Origin of the sequence: Streptomyces sp. AC1-42W, from assembly GCF_003248355.1 — a bacterium.
Taxonomy (GTDB): Bacteria; Actinomycetota; Actinomycetes; order Streptomycetales; family Streptomycetaceae; genus Streptomyces.
The window spans coordinates 1,443,634-1,465,440 of the sequence record NZ_QKWY01000001.1 but is presented as its reverse complement, the minus strand read 5'-3'; the positions used below and the strand labels follow the sequence as shown (position 1 = coordinate 1,465,440).

Here is a 21,807-nt window from a genome sequence, read left to right as displayed (position 1 = left end):
CAGGTACCTCGGGTCGTACGCCGGTAGAACGACTGATTTCCGCACACGCGACCGTACATTTTCAGCCAACTTCTGGGACCGGTCCATTCCTTGTCGAAATGGCCGATCAACCCCCTTGCCACCAGGCAGGAAGAGACCGCGCGGTACGCTTCCGCCCAATGGGGACGGGCCATGAACGCCGGGCGCACTTCCCTGCACGACCTGTGAGTGAAACGCTTCGTGATCGAACGCTTCCCGCCAGGTTGCCTTGTCGACAATGAGCCGGTTGGTGAACTTGTCACGACGGCACCACGGGACGCAGTAGATTCGATCTTGGGCGTCGAAGGCCGGGGACTCGTGCACGACCGAGGGGACATGTGCAGGTGCGACAGGCCCGTAAGGACCAGGAAGACGCGAACACCGAGGGGGGCTTAGCGTCATGAGCCAGGACTCCGCCACCGCAACGGAGGCTGTACGGAAGCTGGGCGGACGACGACGCCGGGAAGTCGTCGCCGTACTACTGTTCAGCGGTGGCCCCATCTTCGAGAGCTCCATCCCGCTGTCGGTGTTCGGAATCGACCGCCAGGACGCGGGAGTTCCGCGCTACCGGTTGCTCGTGTGCAGCGGTGAAGAAGGGCCCCTGCGCACCACCGGCGGCCTCGAACTGACCGCGCCCTACGGGCTGGAGGCGATCAGCAGAGCCGGCACCGTCGTGGTGCCCGCCTGGCGCTCGATCACCTCGCCGCCGCCCCTGGAGGCACTGGAGGCGCTGCGCCGCGCCCACGAGGAGGGCGCCCGCATCGTCGGGCTGTGCACCGGGGCCTTCGTCCTGGCCGCCGCCGGGCTGCTGGACGGCCGCCCCGCGACCACGCACTGGATGTACGCGCCGACGCTGGCCAAGCGCTACCCGTCGGTGCACGTCGATCCGCGCGAGCTGTTCGTCGACGACGGCGACGTGCTCACCTCCGCCGGGACGGCGGCCGGCATCGACCTCTGCCTGCACATAGTCCGCTCGGACCACGGCACGGAGGCCGCCGGGGCACTGGCCCGCCGGCTCGTCGTGCCGCCCCGGCGCAGTGGCGGCCAGGAGCGCTACCTCGACAGGTCTTTACCGGAGGAAATCGGCTCCGACCCGCTCGCCGAGGTCGTCGCCTGGGCGCTGGAGCACCTCCACGAGCAGTTCGACGTGGAGACGCTCGCCGCGCGCGCCTACATGAGCCGGCGGACCTTCGACCGGAGGTTCCGCTCACTCACCGGCAGCGCGCCGCTGCAGTGGCTGATCACCCAGCGGGTGCTTCAGGCACAGCGCCTCCTGGAGACGTCGGACTACTCGGTCGACGAGGTCGCGGGCCGCTGCGGCTTCCGTTCCCCGGTCGCGCTGCGCGGGCACTTCCGCCGCCAGCTCGGCTCCTCCCCCGCCGCGTACCGGGCCGCCTACCGGGCCCGCCGTCCGCAGGGCGGGGTGCCGGAGCCGGTCGCGGTGACGGAGGTGGCGGTGCCCGCCCAGGGCTCCGCCGGGAACCGCCGGGCCGCCGTGGCGGGCCCGTCCGCCGCCGCATCCGCGGCACTGGACACGGCCCGCCCGGACCACGGCAAGGCGGCCACCGACGTATTCGCCACCGGCCGCCCGGCCCTGCCAGGACAACGAAGCGCCCCGTAATGTGGAGCGCATGAACGACCGCATGGTGTGGATCGACTGCGAGATGACCGGGCTCTCGTTGGCGGAAGACGCACTCATCGAGGTGGCCGCCCTGGTCACCGACTCGGAGTTGAACGTGCTCGGCGAAGGGGTGGACGTCGTGATCCGCCCGCCGGACGCGGCGCTGGGGACCATGCCCGAGGTGGTGCGGCAGATGCACACCGCCTCGGGCCTCCTCGACGAACTGGCCGGCGGCACGACGCCGGCCGACGCCGAGGAGCAGGTCCTCGCCTATGTCCGCGAGCACGTGAAGGAGCCGGGCAAGGCCCCGCTGTGCGGAAACTCGGTGGGGACCGACCGCGGCTTCCTCTCCCGTGACATGCCGCTCCTGGAGGGCTACCTCCACTACCGGATCGTCGATGTCTCCTCGGTCAAGGAACTGGCCCGCCGCTGGTACCCGAGGGCGTACTTCAACAGCCCGGAGAAGAACGGCAACCACCGGGCGCTCGCGGACATCCGCGACTCCATCACGGAGCTGCGGTACTACCGCGAGGCGGTCTTCGTCCCGCAGCCCGGCCCGGACTCGGAGCAGGCGAGGGCCGTCGCGGCTCGGGTCTCCGGGACCCACGGCTGAACCCCTGGTCACGGCCCTTCCGGGGGCCGTGACCCACCGCCGGGCAATGAGTGCGCGAGCACCCTCCCGGACCCTGTACACTTTTTCTCGGCCGGTCGGAAACGACCGGGCGCGGTGGGTATAGCTCAGATGGTAGAGCACCTGGTTGTGGTCCAGGATGTCGCGGGTTCGAGTCCCGTTACTCACCCTCTCAAAGGAGCCCCTGATCTGCGGAAGCGCAGGTCAGGGGCTCCTTCGTGCCCGGAGTCGGCCGTCAGCCGACGGTGAAGACGCCCGTCGTGCGGGTGAGCGGGTTGGTCCCGTAGTTCACCACGGCCGACGCCTCCACCGGGGCCGCCCGGACGTCGGTGCCGGCGTAGCCCTGCGGGGTGAGGAACATGCCCCAGGCTGCGACCCAGTCGGTGAGCGCGTTCGTTCCGGGGGCCGTCGCCGGTTCGGTACGGGGGACGACCCGGCGCTGCACGATCCACCGGTTCCCGGGCTCGGCGGCGGCCGCGGTCAGACAGCCGCGCAGCGCCTCGTTCCACCGGGCGTCGTCGCACTCCCAGCCGGGCGTGATCCCGCTGCCGCCGAAGTCGCGCAGCGGCTTGAGCAACAGCTCCGCCCGGTGGGCGCGGCAGTGGTCCAGCAGGTCGGTCTCCCGGCCGTCCAGCTCCACCGGGCCCTCGGCCAGAATCCGGGTCCACGGCAGCAGCCGACCGACGAGGTCCCGTTCGGCGGGTGTGAACGCGGTGCTCAGGCGGGGGTCCGAGAGCAGGGCGAGCGTGCCCTTGTTGGAGTAGAGCGAGCTGTCCATGGGCGTCCACAGAATCGCCCGGCCCTCCTCGTGCGCGCGGAAGGCGAGCTCCGCCCGCGCAGCGGCCGCGGGGTCCGCGCAGAGGTCGTCCACCGTGAAGAAGCGGAAGACCACGTCGACCGGTGAGCCGGCCAGGTGGAGGCGGTCACCCCGCTCGGTGAGGGCGTCCAGCTCCCCCAGCTCCAGCGCGATGCCGAGATTCCGCATCATCGAGGCGAAGGCCAGCAGCAGGTGCCGGAAGGCCACCAGGCCGCCGGGCGCGCAGACCAGGCCGACGCGGGGCTCCCGGCCGCCGGTGACCGGGGTCGCCGCCGTGCGCAGGGCGGCGGCGATCCGCTCGCCGGTGTGGACGTGCGCGAGGCCGTGCTCGGCGGCGAACGCGGCGAAGGCCGGGTGGCCGAGCAGGGCCCGCTGCATCTCCGAGCGGTCCGTGCCACCCAGGTCGCTGGCCACGTTGAATTCGAGCAGCTTGAACGAAGAGCCGTCGTGGTAGAGGTCGGCCCGGCCGTAGCGGGTGGCGCCCGTGGTGGCGAATCTGCCGAGGACGGCCGCGCGGTCCGGTGCGATGCCGAGTTCGGCGCAGTAGCGGTCGGTGTCGCCGTCGAACAGCCGTTGCGGAAGGGAGCCGAGGAGCGTGAACAGGGCGTTCACGTCCTCGGCGGTACGCCGCAGTTCCGCACCGTCGACGAAGAGGGGACGAGAGAGCATCCGGTCCCCCCAGCAGTCCTGGAAGGCGCGCGGGAACGAGGTCTCCGCCACAAGGGCGGCGAGCCGTTCGTCGCGCAGATAGGCGTCGGTGACCTCGGCCGCGGTGGCGGTCACAGTGTGACCGCGCGAAGTGCGGAGGCCCAGGGCTCGGCCTCCAGGTGGGTGAGGTCGGGGCTCGCCCCCGTCCGGGCCGCCGCGGCGGACACCAGGCGCTGGAAGGGGACCACGGTGACCAGCGGCCGGACCAGGTCGGGGACCGGTGCGAAGGGCAGCGCGGCCGATGCCTCGGTGTCGCAGAGGAAGACCGGGGCGCCGAGTGCGCGGAGCAACGTACCCAGGTCGTCGGTGCGGCCGCCGTCGGACCAGGCGGGCCGGATCAGGAATCCGGCGGTGGAGGAGGTGAAGACGGCGGGGGTGCCGTGGAGGGCGAATTCGGTGTGCAGCGCCTCGGCCCAGCGGTAGGTGCCCTCCTTGATCTTGAGCGCCGCCTCGGCCGCCGTGATCGCGTCCAGGCCGGTACCGGCGACGAGCACCGGTGCGGTGGCTTCGGCCAGGGTGTCCACGGCGGCCGGGGCGAGGGGCAGGTCCAGGGTGCGGCGCAGCGCGTCGGGGACGGTGCGCAGCGCTTCCGTCAGGGGCTCGGCCCGGTCGCCGAGGTAGGCGGCGACCAGGCGGGCGAGGAGGGTCAGCGCCGTGACGTACGAGACGGTGTGGGTGCTGGCCTTCTCCTGCGGGCAGGTGCGCAGGAGCGTGTCCGCGAGGGGCGCGTGGGCGCCGTCGCCGGTGATCGCGATCGTCGTGGCGCCCGCCTCGGCGGCGAGTCGCAGCACCTCGTTGGGGAACGTCTTGGTCCCCCGGTGGCTGACCACCACGACCTGGTCAGCGGGGGTGACCCGTTCGGTCAGGGCCAGGTCGTGGGCGTCGACGGCGGCGGCCCGTACGGTTCCGCCGCTGAGCAGGCGCACCCAGGCGGCGGCCGTGCGGCAGGCGTGCAGCGAGGTGCCGATGCCGGTGAACAGGAGGGGACGGGCGGGGTCGAGTGCGGGCAGTTCGGTGTCGAGCAGGGCGGCGACGGCGTCGGGCTGGGCGGCGACGTGGCGGTCGAAGGCAGCTGATCCGGAGGGGGCGGGAACGGTCACGGTGAGGTCTCCTCGGTGAGGCGGGCGAGTACGTCGTCCAGCGGGCTGCCGTCGTAGCGGGCGCAGTTCCGCGGGAAGGTGTGCTGGTAGATGTCCAGGTCGATCAGGTGTCCCCGTTTGTAGCCGATCTTCCTGAGTACGCCTTCGTGCCGGTAGCCGTTGCGCAGGACCATCCGGCGGGACGCCTCGTTGCCGGACGAGATGAAGGCGACCACGGTGGACATGCCGGCCCGTTCCGCCTCCTTCGTCAGCCGGGTGCACAGGGCGCTGCCGACGCCTCGGCCCCGGGCGTCCGGGGCGAGGTAGACGGACAGTTCGGCGCTGGCCAGATAGCCCTTGCGGGCGGAGAAGGGGCTGAGTGTGCCGTAGCCGGCGAACCGGCCCCCGGCATCGGCGGCCAGGGCCGGGTAGCGGCCGTGGTGCGCGGTGAGCCAGGCGCCGAGTTCGTCCAGGGACTTCTCCCGGTAGTCCAGGGTGGCGTCGGTGTGGTGGACGGCGTGGCGGAGCGTGGCCTGAACGTCGGGCAGGTCGGCGGCGGTCAGCGGGCGCAGCACGATGTCGGCGGCGGTGGCCGCGGTGGCGGCCGGGGAGCGGGTCACCGGGCGGCCTCGCGGACGGTCGCGCCGGGGTTGCGGCGGTAGATGCCGGTGCCTTCCGAGCTGGGTACCAGGTGCTGGCTGTCGTAGTGCGCGTCGAGGTGTTCCTGGAACCGGGCGTACTGCGCCCGGTTGTTGGCGATCCGGCCCGCGAAGTAGCGGTTGTCCGTGAGGTTTTCGAGCAGCATGTTGTGGGCGATCAGCAGGCCGCCGGGGCGCAGAGCCGGGGTGGTCGCCGCCATGATCGGGTAGTAGATGGCCTTGTCCACGAGGTCGGGGTCGGTGCCCTTGGGGGCGTGCTGCGGGGCCGGGCCCTCGGCGTCCAGTACGCACAGGTCGACGGGTTCCAGCGTAGTGCCGAAGGCGATGGCGTCGGTGGTGGCGAACTCGACTCCGTCGGCGAGGCCGAGGGCTTCGAGGTTCCGGGCGGCGAGCGCCATGGTGCCCGGGTCGATGTCCACCAGGGTGGCGGTGCCGCCGGCCGCCCGGATGCCGGGGATCGCCCACACGGCCCAGTAGCCGTAGTAGGAGCCCGGGAAGACGGCGCGGCGCGGGGCCAGGATGTGGCCCAGGGCGAAGAGGAGTCTGGCTTCCTCCGGGAAGATGTACGTCGTCCTGCCCTCGTGTGCGAAGCCGGCGGCGACCCGGTCCCGGAGGGCGTCGAACTCGGCCTCCGGGTAGGCGACGGAGCCGATCAGGCCGTCCTCGTGGAGGGTGTGCAGGACCTGCTCGGTGAAGCCGCGTTCGTCGGCCGGGAACCGGGTGGACAGGTGCAGCTGGTCCTCGGTCAGCCCGGCCGCGGACGCTGTGAGCGCGCCCGAGTGCAGCCAGGAGCAGTAGTCCGCACGGCTGAGTCGGCCGCTGCGGAACGCCTGGTACTCCGGGACCTCGCGCAGCGCGCGGTCGATGATGTCGAAGGCGACCCCGGCTGCGGGCGGGGCATGGGTGGTGACGGTCACCGTCGGACACTCCAGGTTCTGGTTCGGTGGAGGAGCAGGGGAAGAGCGGCGGGCGCGCGGTGTCAGTCGTTGCGGGCCGGCCGGTCGTCGGGTTCCAGCGGCAGGACGTAGGTGCGCTGGGTGGTGGAGGTGCAGCCTCGGGAGCGCTTGGCGTCCTCGCTGCCGAGTCCGTAGTGGACGGTGTGCACCGCGTCGCGTGCGGCGTGCTCGACGACCCGGTAGTAGAGCGTCTCGTAGTAGAGCGGCAGTTTGTCCTGGAAGGCGTAGTCGAAGCCGGCCCGCAGCGCGTACCAGCAGGACGCGTGTTGGGCGAGCAGCCCGAATCCGCGTACCTCGCCGTCCGCGACGGCCGCCGAGACGAATGCGTCGTCCCCCAGGACGGCCAGGGTGCGTTCCAGCACCTCCAGCGACTGTTCGGCCTTCCAGTGCCCGAGGCCGTACTTGGCGAAGAGTTCGGCCTCCAGCGCGGCCAGGCGCGGCAGCGGGAAGTCGCCGAGCGGCGCCATGACGTGTTCGACGCCCGCGGCCTCCAGGGCCCGGCGCTCGGCGCGGATACGGCGTCTGCGGTGGCCGGTGAACCGGGTGAGGTAGTCCTCGAAGCCGCCTTCGGGAATGTCCAGGCGGCTGTACCGTCCGGCCTCGGCGGCGAGGTAACCGCGTTGCGTCAGCGCTTCGTTGAGGAGTGTGTCGGACTCGTCGGTGTAGAGGAACGAGACCGACCGGGCGCCGCGTGACCTCGCCCATTCCTCCGTACGGTCGAGCAGGCGGGCCACTTCGGCGGGGCCGGCGTCCGGGGCGAGCAGCACGCGGTTGCCGCCCACGTGTCGCCCCCCGGCGACCACCCCGGGCAGCAGGACGTCCGCGGCGTCGCCGCCGAGGGCGGCCAGCAGTTCCGCCGCGCCGGGCAGTCCCTCCCCGGCCGACGAGGCGAGCACGGTGTCGGGGCGGACGAGGGTCCATGGGACGGTCCGGTCCGCCAGGGCGAGGGAGACTCCGGCGAGCGGGGTGCCGTCGCCGGCCGGGACGGTGAGGTAGCGGGTGTCGACCTTGCCGGTGGACTCCACCACACTCATCCAGCGGCGGCTGAGGAAGAAGTCGTCGTCCCCGACCAGGGGGTCCCAGCCCGCCGCGGTCAGACCGGCGACACGGTCCGCCCCTGCGGGCAGGGTGCCGGGTGTCGCGGTGTCGGATGTCATGGTGTCGGGCTCTCCTTACGGGCGAGGAAGCCGGCCGTCAGCGCCAGCGCGCCGAGCACCCAGAACAGGGCGGCGGGGCGGACGGCGAGCATCGAGGTGACGAACAGGGGGGCCAGGGCGGTGGCGACGCCGACCGGGATCTGGTTGGCGGCGAGATAGGCGCCGCGCTGCCGTTCGGTGGGGATCGAGGTCAGCACCACCGCGACCGTCTGGAAGACGATCATTTCGCTGACGGTCCACCCGGTCATCGCGGCGGCCAGGACGGCCACGGACGCCCCGGTGCCGTTCCCGGCGCCGAGCGCCCCGGCGACCGGGAACAGGAGGAACGACACCGTGGCGATGAGCGCTCCCGCCAGCAGGACCCGGCCGGGGCTGTGGCGCTCCAGGCGTCGGCTCAGGGGAAGTTGGCCGAGGATGAGCAGGGCGGTGTTGAGCGCGAACAGCGCGCCGACCGTCCAGCCGGGCAGGCCGAGAACGGTGAGGAGGTAGACCGGCACCGCGCTCTCCAGGGCCGCGGCGGCGAGGAACAGCAGGGCGCCGGCGAGCGCGACGCGCACGAAGCGGGGGTCCCGCCAGGGCGATCCCCCGGCCTCTTCCGGCGGGGTGCCGCTCCCGGCTGCCGCGGCGTCCGTACGGTCCGCCGGCCGTCCGTCCAGCGGCAGATAGAGGAGCGCCGCCAGCAGGAAGCCCACCGCTGTCATCAGCCCCAGCGACGCGTAGCCGAAGCCCCAGCCGACGAGCAGTCCGCCCAGCAGCGCCCCGCATCCCACGCCCGCGTTGAACACCGTGCGGGACAGCGCCAGCCAGCGCCCTCGCTCCGCCTTCGTCGTCCCGGCCAGGGTGACGGCGAGCAGCGGGCTGCCGATCTGCTCGGCGCGCGCGCCCAGCGACGACAGCATGGCCAGGGCCAGGAACGCGGCCAGTCCGTCGGCGGCCAGGAACCCGGCGAAGGCCGCGCTCCGGGCGAGCGCGGCCCCGATCAGCAGGGCCCTCGGCCCGACCCGGTCGGCGAGCCGGCCCAGTACGGACATCAGCGGCAGCACCGCCAGGGTCACCGCGGTCAGCCCGGTGCCCACGGTGGCCAGCGGCAGGGCCGCGACGTCCTGGAAGAACAGCAGGGCGAACGAGAGGAAGAAGCCGGTGCCCAGCGAGTTGAGCAGACCCGCCGAGGTGAACCACCACACACCGGTCCCGCCCGGCAGCACGCCTTCCCTGCCCGGCCCGGTGTCCGTGGCCGTGCTCACGACTCCTCCAGCCGCAGCAGGTACGCGAACTGCGTGTCGGCCAGACAGCCTCGGGAGCGCTTGGCCTCCTCGCTGCCCAGGCCGTAGTGGATGCCGGTGACACCGTGGGCGGGCGCCTCCAGGGCGGGGCGGTAGTACAGGGCCTCGAAGTAGAGTGGCAGCCGCCCCTGGTAGGCGTAGTCGAAGCCGGTCTGCCGGGAGTACCACTGGTCGCGGTAGCGCAGCAGTACGGCGTAGCCGCGGATCTCGCCGTCCCCGGTGACCCGGGAGACCAGCGCGTCGTCGCCCATGAGGTCCGCGATGCCGTGCAGCGCCGCCTCGGTGTTCGCCGGGGCCCAGTCCAGCCCGTACTTGGCCATCAGCTCCGCCTCCAGGACCGCCAGCCGGGGGATGTCGGCCCTGTCGAGCGGGGCGACGGAGGAGGTGATACCGGCCGCGCTCAGCTGCCGGCGGTCCGCCTGCGCCCGGCGGCGCCGCTTGCCGGGGAGCGCGGCGAGATAGCCGTCCAGCCCGCCGGCGGGCAGCGGGAGCCGTGCGTACCGGCCCGACGCGTGGCAGCGGTAGCCGCGCCGGTCCAGCAACTCCCGCAGCGGGGTGTCCCGTTCGTCCACGAAGGGGAAGGCGACCGAGGCCGCGCCGATGGACCGGGCGTGCCGCTCGGCCCGGTCCAGGAGGCCGTCGGCCGTGTCGTCCGGAGCGCCGTCCCGCAGGAGCAGCCGGCTGCGGCCCATGTGCCGGCCGCCGCAGACCAGGCTCGGCAACAGGGAGGCCGGGTCGCCGGCCTCGGCCAGCAGGCCGGCCGCGCCCTCGCGGCCCTCGGCGGCGCAGGCGGCGAGAAGTGTGTCGGGGCGGGCGAGCACCCAGGGCGCGTCGCGGTCGCCGACGACCGTGACCAGGGCGCCTTCCAACTCCTCGCCCCGGTACCGGGTCAGATAGCGGATCGGGGCCGCCGTGGTGCGTTCGGCGAGTTCGAGCCAGCGCCGGGAGAGGTGGAAGTCGTCACCGCTCAGCAGCGCCTCCCAGCGCTCGTCCGCCGGTCCGGCGCTGCTCGTGTGCTCCTGCCAGGTGCCGGGCGGGTGCACCGCGATGTCCGTCATGGCTGTGTGTGCCTCTCGGTGGCGGGGGTGGTGGGAGGGAGCGGCGGACGGGACGCATAGGCTCCGTCGGGAACGCGCAGGCCCCCGAGGGAGGATTCGCCGCGATGAGCGTCCCGATCGCCGACCCGTTGTTCGTGTACGGCAGCCTCACCTTTCGCGAGGTGCAGGAGGCCCTGCTCGGGCGGGTGCCGGACGCCCGTCCGGCGGCCGTCGCGGGCTGGCGCAACGCCGCGCTGCGGGCCCGCCCCTTCCCCGGTCTGGTGGCCGGTGCGGGCCGGGTCTCCGGGTTGTTGCTGACCGGCCTGGACGCGGACGAACGGGCCCTGCTCGACGCGTACGAGGGCCCGATGTACGAGGGCCGGACGGTGTCGCTGGAGGGCGGCGGGGCGGCGTGGACGTACGTCTGCGTCGACCACGGCCTGGTGCTGGACGAGGACTGGGACCGGGAGCGTTTCGGGACCGAGCTGCTGGCCTCGTACACCGCCGGCTGTGTCCGCTGGCTGAACTCCCGCGCCCGCCACGTCAGCTGACCCGGACATCGATCGAGGCAATCAGCGAGTCGGCCAGCGGGGCGGCCTCGTGCGGCCGTTCGGTGCCGACGATGATCATTCCGTGCCGGTCACTGTTGGACGCGCCGGTGCCGACCTCGTCCCCGGCCGCCAGGGTGCTCGCGGCCGCCAGCACCGACGGGTGAGCGGCCACCGCGTCCCATCCGGAGACCCGCTCCACGGTGCCGGGCGGCGGTACGAGGAAGCGCACGGCCGCTCCGCGCCGGGGGGCGCCGGGCAGTTCGGCCGGGCGGCCCAGCAGGTCGTCCAGCCAGCTCCCGTACAGCTCGAAGCCGGGATGGCACCATTCGAGCAGTGCGTGGATGCCGTCCCCGCCCTGGCGTACGTGCACCTCGCCGAGGACCACGCCCTGCCCGGTCAGCCAGCACTCGACGTGGAACGGCCCGGTGGTGAGGCCGAGCGCGGTCAGGGCGCGGACGACCTCGTCGGCGATCTCCTGGCGCAGCGCCTCGGGCAGCGGAGCCGGCACGGTGTGCCCGGACTCCACGAAGGAGCCGGCCGACAGCTGCTTCTCGGTCACCGCGAGGACGGTGGGCCGGCCGCCGGTGAACAGCCCCTCGACGCTGTACTCCGGCCCCTCGACGTACGACTCGACCAGGACCAGCCCTTCGTCGTCCCGGGCCGCTTCGAAGGCCGACGCCAGCTGGTCCTCCTCGGTGACCAGGCTCACGCCTTCGCTGTTGCACCGGTCGCGCGGCTTGACGATCACGGGCGCGCCCCCTCGGGACGCGAGGAAGGCGGCCGCCTCGGCCGGTTCGGAGCAGAGCCGAAGTCCGGGCTGGGTGAATCCGGCCGCGCGCAGGAACTCCCGGCAGGCGTCCTTGCTGCGGACCCTGCGCACCGCCGCCGGCGCGTTGCCGCGCAGTCCCAGGGCGGCGGCCGTCTCGGCGACCGCGACCACCGCGTATTCGCGGAAGCCGACCACCGCGTCGACCGGATGGTGCGCGGCGTAGGCGGTGGCCCACTCCACGCAGGCGGCCGGGTCGGTGAAGTCCAGCGGGTGTGCCTCGTCGGCGGCGTCGGCCAGCTCCGGGCAGGCGCTCAGGGCGGCCGCGGTGTCGGTGAGCACGATCCGGCAGCCCCTGGCGCGGAACTGCCGCATCGAGCGTTCGCTGATGTCGCGTCCGTCGGCGGCCCGGACCGGCGCGGTGCCGCCCAGTACGAGGACGGTGGGCGAGGCCGGTGCCGCGGTCTCCGCAGGGGTTTCGTCAAGGGGCATGTCGTCACACCAACTCGTAGTTCTCGAAGGCTGCTTGTACTTCCGGCTCGTCCAGGGCGCCCAGCTGGGCGAGGTAGCGGACGGTCTGCCGGGCGGAGTTCCGGGAGGCCGCGCGGACCAGGTCCTCGGGAAAGACCTCGGCGAGGATCTGTTCGGTGGCATCGCGCCCGATGCCGTAGCCGGCCAGTTCCGCGCGCAGGGCGGGGAGGTCCGGGCGGAGGAAGGCGTCGATCATCCGTGGCACGAGCAGCGCCACATCGCGCCGTGCGGCCCGGTCCGACTGGGCCCACAACTCCTTGAGGAACAGGGCGAAGTAGGTGTGGTGGCGGCCCTCGTCGGCCGCGTGGTCCTGGACGACGTCACGGACCGTCGACACCACCCGGGGATCGTCCGGCACCTCGCCGAGGGTGCCGGAGATCAGCGTCTCCGACACGATGACGAAGACCAGCTCGGCCAGCGCCGCAGGCTCGGTGCCGTTCTGCTGGATCTCGGCGAGCCTGGTGAGGAAGTACGGCTCCCGGGGCAGCCGCGGGGCGATGCCCGTACGCCGCTCCGCCTGCCGCATCAGGTCGGCGGAGAACAGGGCGTGATACGCCTCGTCGCAGTAGACGCGGTACGCGTCGAAGCGCATGTCCGGGTGCAGCCGGAGTCCCACCGTGCCCTGGGCGATACCGAGGGCCGTCCGGTTGACCACGACCTGCTCCAGCTTCGCGGTGAAGTCCAGGTACCGGTACAGGTGCTGGACGAGCACCTGCTCGTACAGCTCGGGGCGCAGCCCGTGCACCAGCTCGTGCCGGGCCAGCGGCACCAGGTCGGGCGAGAAGAAGTACAGGCCGTCCGTCTCGGCGGGCAGTTCGCGCCGGGGCGCGGAGCGGACGGCTGCGCGCTTGTCCCAGCTGCGGAAGGGGCTGCGGTAGGCGTCGGCGGAGTCCGCCGCGCCGGAGGACGTGTCACCCGCGCCGGAGGACGCCTCGCCTTCGGGCGCGGGGGGTCGGGACAGTAGCCGCTTGGGGCAGTAGCTGACCGACGTACAGCCCACGAAGAGGCCGACGATGCCACACATGACGGGTCTCCTCAGCCGGTGGTGGTCGGACACGGTGGCAGCTCTCCGCTCGCCACGGACGGGCGCAACGGGCTCATGGTCATGATTCGTCCTTCACACGCATTCGCATTCATGGGCATCGCCGGGTGTCACAGGTACGGCAGGACTTCGGTGTTGAGCAGTTCGACCGACTCCATCGCCGCCGCGAACGGCGCGCCCGGGCTGTGCACGCGCAGGATGACCTCGGTCGCGCGCAGCCGCTCCGTCCAGGCCCGCAGGATGCGCAGGCAGTCCTCCGGGTCGCCGATCACCAGACGATCGCGGGTCAGCCCGGCCAGCGGGGGATCGAGCCCGGCCGCGGTCCCGGTGCCGGTGCCCGGGGCGCAGCCCCGGTCCAGGGCGCGGGCCACGGCCGTCGCTCGGTCGGGGGCGCAGACCACCTCGCGGATCAGGGCCACTTCGGTGTGCGGCGGCAGTCCCGCCCCGGCGCGCAGGGACCGGACCAGGTCCGTCCGGGCGGCCGCGGCGGTCATCGTCGCCGGTGCCCCGGTCAGCCAGCCGTCGCCGATCAGGGCCGCCTCGGGCACCGGCAGTCCGTCGTCCGCCGCGACCCACACCCGGGGCCGGGGGCGCTGCGCCGGCCGCACCGTGAGCCGGGAGGCCGCGGTGCCGGGCCGGCCCGGTCCGGCGTCCTCCCCCGCCCAGAGCCGGGCGATGGCGCCGAGGTCCCGGGCGGCCCGGTTGTCGCCGGCCCGGCCCGCCAGCGCGGCGGCGAAGACCAGCCGGCCCCCGCTCAGCGCATCGGCGACGGCATACGTCTCGGCCGTCCGCACGACGTCCCGCGGGTCCGCCATGCGCACCCCGGCCACCAGCCGCATGTCCCCGGACACCGCGGACACCCGGCCGAGCAGCGGCAGCGGCGTGGCCGCGGCCCCGTGCCGGTCCTCGGCGTGCCCCACGAAGACCGAGTCCCAGCCGGCCGCCCGTACCGCCGCCAGCAGGGCCAGCTGTTCGTCCATGACGGCCGACTGATCGGCGCCCGTCGGGCCCCGGAAGGTGAGGTCCACCCCCATACGGAGGGTCACCGCCCTCTCGCCCCCTCTCACGGTCCGGCCGGTCACCAGCTGTCGGGAATCGCCTGGCGCAGCAGCATCAGGGCGAAGAAGACCATCACCGCGGACGAGACCCAGGAGATGACCCGCTGCACGCGCGGCGTCAGCCATTTCCGTACGGCCACCGCCGCGCCGCCCAGCACGCTGAACCAGAGCAGGGAGGCCAGGACCGCCCCGCAGGCGAACCAGAGCCGGTCGGTGCCCGCCCGGGTGACCGCCATGGCGCCGAGCACACCGACCGTGTCGAGGAGGGCGTGCGGGTTGAGCAGCGAGACAGCCGCGGCCCGCAGGACCACCGTCCCCCACCGCCCCGTCCCGTCGTCGGTGCCGGGTTGCAGCACGCTGCTCGCCGACCGGACGTTCTGCGCGGCGAGGTGGAACAGGAACAGCGAGCCCGCGACGACGAGGACCGTCCGGAGCAGGTGGTTCGCCTGGAAGACGGCGCCCACCCCCAGCGCCCCGACGGAGATCATCAGGGCGTCGCAGACGGTGGTCGCCAGCGTGGCGTAGAACACCCGGGGATATCCGAGCGAGAGGCCCTGCTGGATGATGAAGAGGTTCTGCGCCCCGATCGGCATGATCAGGCCGAACCCCAGCAGCATCCCGGCGAGCAGCTGGGACAGCGTGCCGGACATGGTTCAGCCGATCTTCCGGGACGAACACGACGCGCGCAGCCCGCGGGAGGCCCGCAGGTCGCGGGAGACCACGATCTTCTTCAGCCAGCGGTCGGTGCCGTCGAACCGGGCCTTGAACGCCCTCCGGCCGTGCACCGCGCGGAAGTTGTCGACGATCAGCAGACTTCCCTGGTCGACCACCACGTCCTGCTGGGCCGCGTCCAGCTCCGCGATCAGTTCCTTGAGCGCCAGCTCGGCCGGCTGATCGCCCTCCGCGCAGCGCATGAAGTAGGGGTCGATCCGAAGATAGGGGTCGTCGGGTGCGCCGAAGAGCACCGCGACGGGCCTCGGGTTGTCCCGCAGCTCACGCATGCGCGCCAGCCCGGGGTGGTCCGGGTCGACGGCGGCCAGCTGGTGCAGGTGCTCGTCGTCGGGGAGGATGTGGAACCGCTCCTGGGACAGGATCTCCCGGCGCTCGTCGGAGAGTTCGACGTCCTGCACCGAGGCGAGGGTGGTCGGGACTCCGGTGTGGTTACGGACCCCGAACAGCATCAGGTAGTCGCAGCGGTTGGGGTGGAAGCCGTCCTCGGTGTGCCACTCCAGCAGCACCTGCCCGTGGCCGCTCTGCTCGCTCTCCTCACCCCGCATGGGCAGCACGTTCTGGATCATGCGCCCGCCCTGGAGCGTCGACCAGGTGAACGGCTCGCCCATGGCCATGGCCACCAGTGCCAGGAAGCACTCCTCGCGCCGGCCCTGTCCGCTCGCCGCCGCCGTGCGCCAGTCGGCGGGCGTCGGCCCGATCCGCGCGTCGTCCACAGGCAGGCCGTGGATGAGGGCGGCGGCCGTGGACTCGCCGGACCTGAACTCGTGGAGGAATCGGCGCAACCCGTCCGGCAGTGCCGCCACCAGCTCCCAGGAGCGTGCGTAGAAGGACTCCGCGCCCGGGTCGGCCCCCAGCTCCAGCACGTTGTCGATCAGTGCGTCGATGGCCCGGATCTCGGCCAGGCCGAGTGTGTAGCCGGCCGGAAGATCTTTGCGGCTCATGCGGTTCCCCCCACGGAACGGACGGTGAACGGGCTTCGCACAGCACCCGTTCGCGGACGGTCCGACTCTGCGGCAGGGCCGTCTCATGTCCGTGTCACCTGGATGACGGCCTGCCCGGCGAGGTGACATTCCGCAGGTGCGCGGGGTGGGGTCGGCGGGCTCAGCAGTTGAGACGACCTTTGCCGGAAGATCGTGTTCTGCGACACTCGACCGATCGCCCTCCCGGACGGCTGCCGTGAGGGCCGGCATACCGGGGGAGCCTCAGTGACCTTCGAGAGCGGTGGTGGAGCCGGGCAGCGCACGAGCGGCGCCGGGAACGCCCCGGCGAGCGGCCTGCGGATCGGCATCCTCGGCCCGCTCCAGGTACTGGCGGACGGCGCGCCGCTCGCCGCCCCGCAGGGCCGGCAGCGGAATCTGCTGGCCGCGCTGCTGCTCAGCCCCGACCGGGTCCTGTCGCACGACGACCTCGTGGACCTGGTCTGGGACGGCACACCGCCGCAGGACGCCCGCGGCGCCCTGCGTACGTGCGTCATGCGGCTCAGGCGCTCGCTGGGCAGCCGGTGGGCCGGGCGCCTCATCACCCACGACTCCGGCTACCAGGTCCGGGCCGACGTCGGCGAGGTCGACTGGCTCGCCCACCGGGAGCACCGTCAGGAGGCCGCCCGGGCCGTCCGTAAGCAGGACTGGGCGACGGTCCTGGAGCAGTTGGACGCCGCGCTCGCGCTCTGGCGGGGACCCGCGCTCGTGGACGTACCCTCGCAGCGGCTGCGCGAGGCGCACCTCGGTCATCTGGAGGAATCGCACGCGCAGGCCCTGGAATGGCGTTACGAGGCGCTGCTCGGCCTGCACCGGCACAGCGAAGTCACCCTGGACATCCAGCAGTCGATCGGCCGGTATCCGCTACGGGAGAACTTCCGGGCGCAGTTGATGCTCGCGCTGTGCCGCAGCGACCGGGAGGCGGAGGCGCTGGCCGCGTACCAGCAGGCGCGGCGGGTCCTCGTGGACGAGCTGGGCACCGAGCCTTCGGGCCGGCTGCGGGAGATCCACCAGAAGATACTCACCGGAACGCTGGCACCGGCACCGGCCGCCGTTCCCGCCGCACGGGGCGGTGCCCCGGTCCCGGCGCAGAGCCGGGGCGAAGGCGCCGTCGCACCCGGCCGGGCCTCGGGCGACGGCAAGCAGCCCGCCGCCGTACGACGGCTGCCGCTGCCCTCACGCAATTTCGTCGGCCGGTCCGCGGAGCTGACCGCGCTGGACGCACTGGGACAGGGGCCGGTCGCCGGCGGCCGGCCCGGCGGGGGCCTGGTCGTCATCACCGGCCCCGGCGGCATCGGCAAGACGAGCCTCGCGCTGAGCTGGGCGCACCGCCAGGCCGGTACGTCCCCGGAGCGCTTCCCCGACGGCCGGCTGCTGGTCAACCTCCACGGCTTCGACCCGGTGGTGCCCGCGCTCGGCCCGCTGGAGGCGCTGGGCCGGCTGCTGACCATGCTCGGTGTCGTCGGCGAGGCCATGCCGAACGACCTGGACAGCCGCATCCGCATGTACCGCGATCTGATGGCCCAGCGATCCGTCCTGGTCATCCTCGACAACGCGGTGGACGCCGAGCAGGTCCGCCCGCTGCTGCCGAACTCGCCGGACGCGCTGGTCCTGGTGACGAGCAGACACCAGCTGCCCGGCCTGGTGGTCACGGAGGGAGCCGGGGTGCTGACCCTCGGGCTGCTGGACGCGGGCGACAGCCTCGCGCTGCTGGAGCGGATGCTCGGCCCCGCCCGTATCCGCGAGGAGCCCGAGGCGGCGAACCGGCTGGCGGACATCTGTGGCCGGATGCCCCTCACCACGTGCATCGCGGGTGCCCGGGCCCTGCTGGAGCCGGCCCTCTCGCTCACGGACCTGTGCCGCGAGCTACAGGAGGAGCCCGACCCGCTGGAACGCTTCGAGACCGGTGACCAGGACTCCAGCCTCCGCCGCATCCTGGACGGCTCCTACGCCCGGCTGGCCCCGGCCGCGGCCTCCGTGTACCGGCTGCTGGGCGTCCACCACGGCTCCCACATCACGCTCGGGGCCGTCGCCCATATGACCGGGGTCAGCCTGCCCGAGGCCAGGAAGGTGCTCAGCGAACTCGTCCGCTGCTCGCTGCTCACGATCGGCTCGGCCAACCTCTACACCATGCACGACATCGTGCGCGCCCACGCGGCCGAGCGGGCCCATGCCACGGACCCCGCCGCCGCGCGGACGGCCGCCCGGCACCGGCTCTTCGACCACTACCTGAGCTCGGCCGAGGCGGCGGCGTCCCTCATCGACCCGTTCCGCGCCTTCCACCCCGCCCCCTCGGGCCCGGAGCCGCTGCCCGGCGAGTTCGGCGCTCCGGGGCAGGCCGCCACCTGGTTCGACACCCACGGCCCGGTCCTCCTCACGATGATCGACAACTGTGCCCAGGACGGCACCGCCGAGCGGGCCTGGCTGCTCCTGGAACGCATGTCGCCGTACCTCTCCCGCAACGGCAACTGGCGCGAGCAGGCGCGTGGCGCCCAGTGCGTGCTGGCCGCCACCAGGCATCTGCCCGAGCACACCGGGGCCGCCTTCGCCGAGCTGGAGTGCGGCTGCGCGCTGGACCGGCTGGGTGAGGACGAGGAGGCCCTGAGCCACCTCGGCCGGGCGCTGCGGCTCTACCGCGCGCGGGGGGACAGCCTCGGCGAGGCCCGGGCCAGGCTCGGCCTGACCCGGTTCTTCGGCCGCCGCCGCGACGCACCGGCCTGCCGGGAGCACGCGGCCCACGCCCTGGCCGGGTTCGAACGCAACCAGGACACCAACGGCCGGGCCGAGGTGCTCAACGCGCTCGGCTGGTACGGCATCGGCTTCGGTGAACCAGAGGCGTCGATCGCGCCCTGCGAAGAGGCCCTGAGCCTGTACCGGTCCGTGGGCAACGCCTTCGGAGAGGCCGATACGTGGGACACCCTGGCCCACGCCGGCGAACTGCTCGGCGACTTCGCCGAGGCACTGCGCTGCTACCGGAACGCCATCGCCCTGGACGATCGGCTCGACCGGGTCGGACACCGCGTCAACCGGGCCGACACCCTGCTCAGATACGGCGACCTCAGCAAGGCGACGGGCCACGCGGAACAGGCGCTGGAGGCATGGCGGTCCGCCGCCGCGGTGCTGGCCCCGGTCGAACACCCGCTGGTCGCACGGGTACGGTCCCGGCTGGCGGCCGGCGCGGCGACCCGGCCGGTCAGCCCTGTGCCGTCAGCCGCTCCACGGAGCCGGTGAACGCCGACCACGCGTCCCGTGCGCCGTACGGCCAGGGCCTCGCGGCGTTCGTCCGCCGGCGGTTCCTCCCACCGCAGCCGCTCCGCACGGTCGAGCTCCACCGAGTCGCGGCAAGCCGGTGTCACGAGGAGTCGCGGACCACCAGTTCCGTGGGAAGCACGATCTGGGCCCGGTCCGCGTTCTCCCCGGCGATCATGTCGAGCAGCAGCCGGGTCATGGTGCGGCCCATCTCCTCGATCGGCTGGCGCACGCTGGTGAGGGCCGGGTCCATGTGACGGGCGACGGCCGAGTCGTCGAAGCCGATCAGGGCGACGTCTTCCGGGATGCGGCGGCCGGCCTCGCGCAGGACCTGGCGGGCGCCGGCGGCCATCACGTCGGAGGCGGCGAAGACCGCGTCCACGTCGGGGCGGCGGGCGAGCAGCTCGCGCATGGCCCGGGCGCCGCCCTCCTCGGAGAAGTCGGCGGGGGCGACGAGCCGTTCGTCGGGCTCCAGGCCCGCGTCGCCGACGGCCTGGCGGTAGCCGTCCAGGCGGCTCTGGGAGGCGTAGACGTCGAGCCGGCCGGTGATGGTGGCGATGGTGCGCCGGCCGCGCGAGACCAGGTGCTCCACCGCGCCGCGGGCGCCCTCGAAGTTGTCCGAGTCGACCGAGGAGAGCGATTCGGCGGCGGATCTGCGGCCGTTCATGACGGCGGGCATGCCGAGCTGTTCGAGCAGATCGGGCAGCGGGTCGTCGGCGTGCACGGAGACGAGCAGCACACCGTCCACGCGGTGCGCGGTGAGGTACTGGGCGAGCCTGCGGCGCTCGCGGTCGCTGCCGACGAGGGTGAGCAGCAGCTGCATCTCCGTGTCGGCCAGGGCGGCACCGACCCCGCGCACGATGTCGGAGAAGTACGGTTCGGCGAAGAAGCGGCTCTCGGACTCGGGGACGACGAGCGCTATGGCGTCCGTGCGGTTGCCCGCCAGCGCACGGGCCGCTCGGTTGGGCACGTAGCCCAGCTCGGCGACGGCCGCCTCGACCGCCTCCCTGGTGTGGGCGCTGACCCGCGGCGATCCGTTGATCACGCGCGAGGCCGTGCCCCGCCCCACTCCCGCCCGCGCCGCGACTTCTTCGAGCGTGGGCCGGCCCCCGCTCCGTACTCGCGATGCCGTCATGGCTGCCTCCCGTTCGCGGTCAATTTCTCACAGTCGGATAACCAAACCAAGTCCTGGCGTTGGTTCCCTTGACACTCTGAGGGACCGGTCGGCCGCTCCCCGGCTCCCCTGATGGGAGCGCTCCCACTCTACGCGCGTGGTCAAGCGGGACGCACCCGCCGGGGGTGATCCGGCCTGGTCGGGGGCGGAAACGGCTGAGACCCGGCACCGGGGCCGGGTCTCAGGGACGGTACGTACGGGGCCGTACCGGACGGGTCAGGCCAGGTCCTCCCGCGGCGGCAGGGCGTGCCTGCGGATCACGTCGGCGTACCAGTGGGCGCTGTCCTTGGGGATGCGGCGCTGGCTGGCGTAGTCCACGTACACGGCGCCGAACCGCTTCGAATAGCCGTACGCCCACTCGAAGTTGTCCATCAGCGACCAGAGGAAGTAGCCGCGCACGTCGGCCCCGTCGGCGACCGCGCGCCGCACGGCGTCGAGGTGGCCGTGCAGGTAGGCGATGCGCTCGGGGTCCTGGACCCGGCCCTCGGGCGAGACGTAGTCGTCGAAGGCGGCGCCGTTCTCGGTGACCATCAGCGGGATGCCGGGGTGGTCGCGGGTGACGTCCATGAGCAGGTTGTAGAGCCCGTTGGGGTCGATGGACCAGTTCATGGCGGTGCGCTCCTTCCCCTCGGCGAGGTGGAAGGCGACGTGCTCGGAGCCGGGCCAGGGCGAGTAGTCGCTGGCGCCGTGGCCGTCGTTGCGGGTGTCGCCGGCGCCCTCGGCGGGCGTGGAGACCAGGGTGGGCGTGTAGTAGTTGATGCCCAGGACGTCGACCGGACGCGAGATCGCCTCCAGGTCGCCGTCCTGGACCAGCTTCGACCAGTCCACCAGGTGCGCGGTGTCCGCGAGCAGGTCCTCCGGGTAGGCGCCGTGCAGCATCGGGCCGGTGAAGACCCGGTTGCCGACCGCGTCGATGCGGCGGGCGGCGTCGGCGTCCTCGGGGCCGGCGGTCAGCGGGCGGACCTGGTGGAGGTTGAGGGTGACCGAGGTCTGCGCGCCGGCGGGGAGTTGAGCGCGCAGAACCTCGATCGCCCGGCCATGGGCGAGGTTGAGGTGATGGGCCGCCCGCAGGGCGGAGGACGCCTCGGTGCGGCCGGGGGCGTGCACGCCGGAGCCGTATCCGAGGAAGGCCGAGCACCACGGCTCGTTGAAGGTGGTCCAGGTGGGGACCCGGTCGCCGAGGGCGCCCGCCATGATCTGCGCGTAGTCGGCGAACCGCTCGGCGGTGGCGCGCTCCGGCCAGCCGCCGGCGTCCTCCAGCTCCTGGGGCAGGTCCCAGTGGTAGAGGGTGGCGACGGGCGCGATGCCGGCCTCCAGCAGCTCGTCGACGAGCTTGCGGTAGAAGTCCAGGCCGCGCTCGACGGCCGGGCCTCGGCCGGTGGGCTGGACGCGGGACCAGGAGACGGAGAAGCGGTACGCCTTCAGCCCCAGCTGCTTCATCAGGGCCACGTCGTCGCGGTAGCGGTGGTAGTGGTCGGCTGCGATGTCGCCGGTGTCGCCGTTGCGGACCTTGCCGGGGGTGCGGCTGAAGGTGTCCCAGATGGAGGGCGTGCGCCCGTCCTCGGCGGCGGCACCCTCGACCTGGTAGGCGGCGGTGGCCGCTCCCCAGAGGAAGCCCGTCGGGAACCGGGTGGGTTCGTCGGGGGCCGGCTTCGGGGCGATGTCGGGTCGTACTGCAGTCATGCGGGAGCGCTCCCAAGGATGTGACGGACAGGGGCGTGACGGGGTGGGGCTCGGGACCCGTACGGCCGGCGGGGCGGG

18 protein-coding genes and 1 tRNA gene are annotated in these 21,807 nt (G+C 73.1%); 5 read left to right on the top strand and 14 right to left on the bottom strand.

The window, feature by feature from the left end; translation table 11 throughout:
• Positions 1-418: 418 nt before the first annotated feature.
• From DNK56_RS06695 to DNK56_RS06685, 3 genes are all read left to right on the top strand, one after another.
• Positions 419-1,639: a helix-turn-helix domain-containing protein gene (locus DNK56_RS06695; RefSeq protein ID WP_111331369.1), complete on the top strand. Its 1,221-nt coding sequence runs from the start codon at positions 419-421 to the stop codon at positions 1,637-1,639.
• Positions 1,640-1,649: 10 nt separating this feature from the next.
• Positions 1,650-2,252 carry an oligoribonuclease gene (gene orn / locus DNK56_RS06690; protein ID WP_111335545.1) on the top strand — a complete coding sequence of 201 codons (603 nt, stop codon included), beginning with the start codon at positions 1,650-1,652 and terminating at the stop codon, positions 2,250-2,252.
• A gap of 114 nt (positions 2,253-2,366) precedes the next feature.
• Positions 2,367-2,439: transfer RNA gene (locus DNK56_RS06685), tRNA-His, on the top strand.
• Positions 2,440-2,505: 66 nt separating this feature from the next.
• Here DNK56_RS06685 and DNK56_RS06680 read toward each other — a convergent pair.
• The 7 genes from DNK56_RS06680 to DNK56_RS06650 all read right to left on the bottom strand — a co-directional run bounded on the left by DNK56_RS06680 (position 2,506) and on the right by DNK56_RS06650 (position 9,987).
• Entirely contained in the window at positions 2,506-3,870 is a 1,365-nt protein-coding gene (locus DNK56_RS06680) for a hypothetical protein (RefSeq protein ID WP_111331366.1), read from the bottom strand.
• Positions 3,867-4,895, bottom strand: coding sequence for an SIS domain-containing protein (locus DNK56_RS06675; RefSeq protein WP_158558541.1), 1,029 nt, complete (start codon positions 4,893-4,895; stop codon positions 3,867-3,869). The genes DNK56_RS06680 and DNK56_RS06675 overlap by 4 nt, the downstream gene beginning before the upstream one ends.
• On the bottom strand, positions 4,892-5,494 hold the full coding sequence (locus DNK56_RS06670; protein ID WP_111331364.1) for a GNAT family N-acetyltransferase: 603 nt from the start codon (positions 5,492-5,494) through the stop codon (positions 4,892-4,894). The genes DNK56_RS06675 and DNK56_RS06670 overlap by 4 nt, the downstream gene beginning before the upstream one ends.
• Entirely contained in the window at positions 5,491-6,450 is a 960-nt protein-coding gene (locus DNK56_RS06665; protein WP_158558542.1) for an O-methyltransferase, read from the bottom strand. Before DNK56_RS06665 ends, DNK56_RS06670 begins: the two co-directional genes overlap by 4 nt.
• Positions 6,451-6,512: 62 nt before the next feature.
• On the bottom strand, positions 6,513-7,646 hold the full coding sequence (locus DNK56_RS06660) for a GNAT family N-acetyltransferase (RefSeq protein ID WP_111331361.1): 1,134 nt from the start codon (positions 7,644-7,646) through the stop codon (positions 6,513-6,515).
• The gene (locus DNK56_RS06655; protein ID WP_158558543.1) at positions 7,643-8,890 is read right to left on the bottom strand and encodes an MFS transporter; all 1,248 of its coding nucleotides are present in this window, start codon (positions 8,888-8,890) and stop codon (positions 7,643-7,645) included. The genes DNK56_RS06660 and DNK56_RS06655 overlap by 4 nt, the downstream gene beginning before the upstream one ends.
• Positions 8,887-9,987, bottom strand: coding sequence for a GNAT family N-acetyltransferase (locus DNK56_RS06650; protein ID WP_111331357.1), 1,101 nt, complete (start codon positions 9,985-9,987; stop codon positions 8,887-8,889). The genes DNK56_RS06655 and DNK56_RS06650 overlap by 4 nt, the downstream gene beginning before the upstream one ends.
• Before the next feature lie 104 nt (positions 9,988-10,091).
• Between DNK56_RS06650 and DNK56_RS06645 the strand changes: the two genes are divergently transcribed.
• Positions 10,092-10,517 (top strand): gamma-glutamylcyclotransferase family protein, encoded by a 426-nt coding sequence (locus DNK56_RS06645; RefSeq protein WP_111331355.1) that lies wholly within the window; start codon positions 10,092-10,094, stop codon positions 10,515-10,517.
• Here DNK56_RS06645 and DNK56_RS06640 read toward each other — a convergent pair.
• From DNK56_RS06640 to gntD, 5 genes are all read right to left on the bottom strand, one after another.
• Positions 10,510-11,775 carry an ATP-grasp domain-containing protein gene (locus DNK56_RS06640; protein WP_111331353.1) on the bottom strand — a complete coding sequence of 422 codons (1,266 nt, stop codon included), beginning with the start codon at positions 11,773-11,775 and terminating at the stop codon, positions 10,510-10,512. The genes DNK56_RS06645 and DNK56_RS06640 overlap by 8 nt on opposite strands.
• Positions 11,776-11,779: 4 nt before the next feature.
• The gene (locus DNK56_RS06635) at positions 11,780-12,838 is read right to left on the bottom strand and encodes a diiron oxygenase (protein ID WP_111331351.1); all 1,059 of its coding nucleotides are present in this window, start codon (positions 12,836-12,838) and stop codon (positions 11,780-11,782) included.
• 128 nt (positions 12,839-12,966) lie between these two features.
• Positions 12,967-13,902 carry an LLM class flavin-dependent oxidoreductase gene (locus tag DNK56_RS06630; protein WP_241989781.1) on the bottom strand — a complete coding sequence of 312 codons (936 nt, stop codon included), beginning with the start codon at positions 13,900-13,902 and terminating at the stop codon, positions 12,967-12,969.
• A 32-nt stretch (positions 13,903-13,934) separates the two neighbouring features.
• Positions 13,935-14,564, bottom strand: coding sequence for a LysE/ArgO family amino acid transporter (locus DNK56_RS06625; RefSeq protein WP_111331347.1), 630 nt, complete (start codon positions 14,562-14,564; stop codon positions 13,935-13,937).
• Between the two features lie 3 nt (positions 14,565-14,567).
• Positions 14,568-15,587: a guanitoxin biosynthesis L-enduracididine beta-hydroxylase GntD gene (gene gntD, locus DNK56_RS06620; RefSeq protein WP_111331345.1), complete on the bottom strand. Its 1,020-nt coding sequence runs from the start codon at positions 15,585-15,587 to the stop codon at positions 14,568-14,570.
• A gap of 264 nt (positions 15,588-15,851) precedes the next feature.
• On the opposite strand from gntD, the gene DNK56_RS06615 reads away from it, so the two are divergent.
• Positions 15,852-18,854 (top strand): AfsR/SARP family transcriptional regulator, encoded by a 3,003-nt coding sequence (locus tag DNK56_RS06615; protein ID WP_146610519.1) that lies wholly within the window; start codon positions 15,852-15,854, stop codon positions 18,852-18,854.
• Between the two features lie 121 nt (positions 18,855-18,975).
• Here the strand turns inward: DNK56_RS06615 and DNK56_RS06610 are convergent, their stop codons facing one another.
• Together DNK56_RS06610 and DNK56_RS06605 are read right to left on the bottom strand one after the other, a co-directional pair.
• Entirely contained in the window at positions 18,976-20,007 is a 1,032-nt protein-coding gene (locus tag DNK56_RS06610; protein WP_111331341.1) for a LacI family DNA-binding transcriptional regulator, read from the bottom strand.
• A 255-nt stretch (positions 20,008-20,262) separates the two neighbouring features.
• Positions 20,263-21,729, bottom strand: coding sequence for a GH1 family beta-glucosidase (locus DNK56_RS06605; protein ID WP_111331339.1), 1,467 nt, complete (start codon positions 21,727-21,729; stop codon positions 20,263-20,265).
• Positions 21,730-21,807 lie beyond the last annotated feature (78 nt).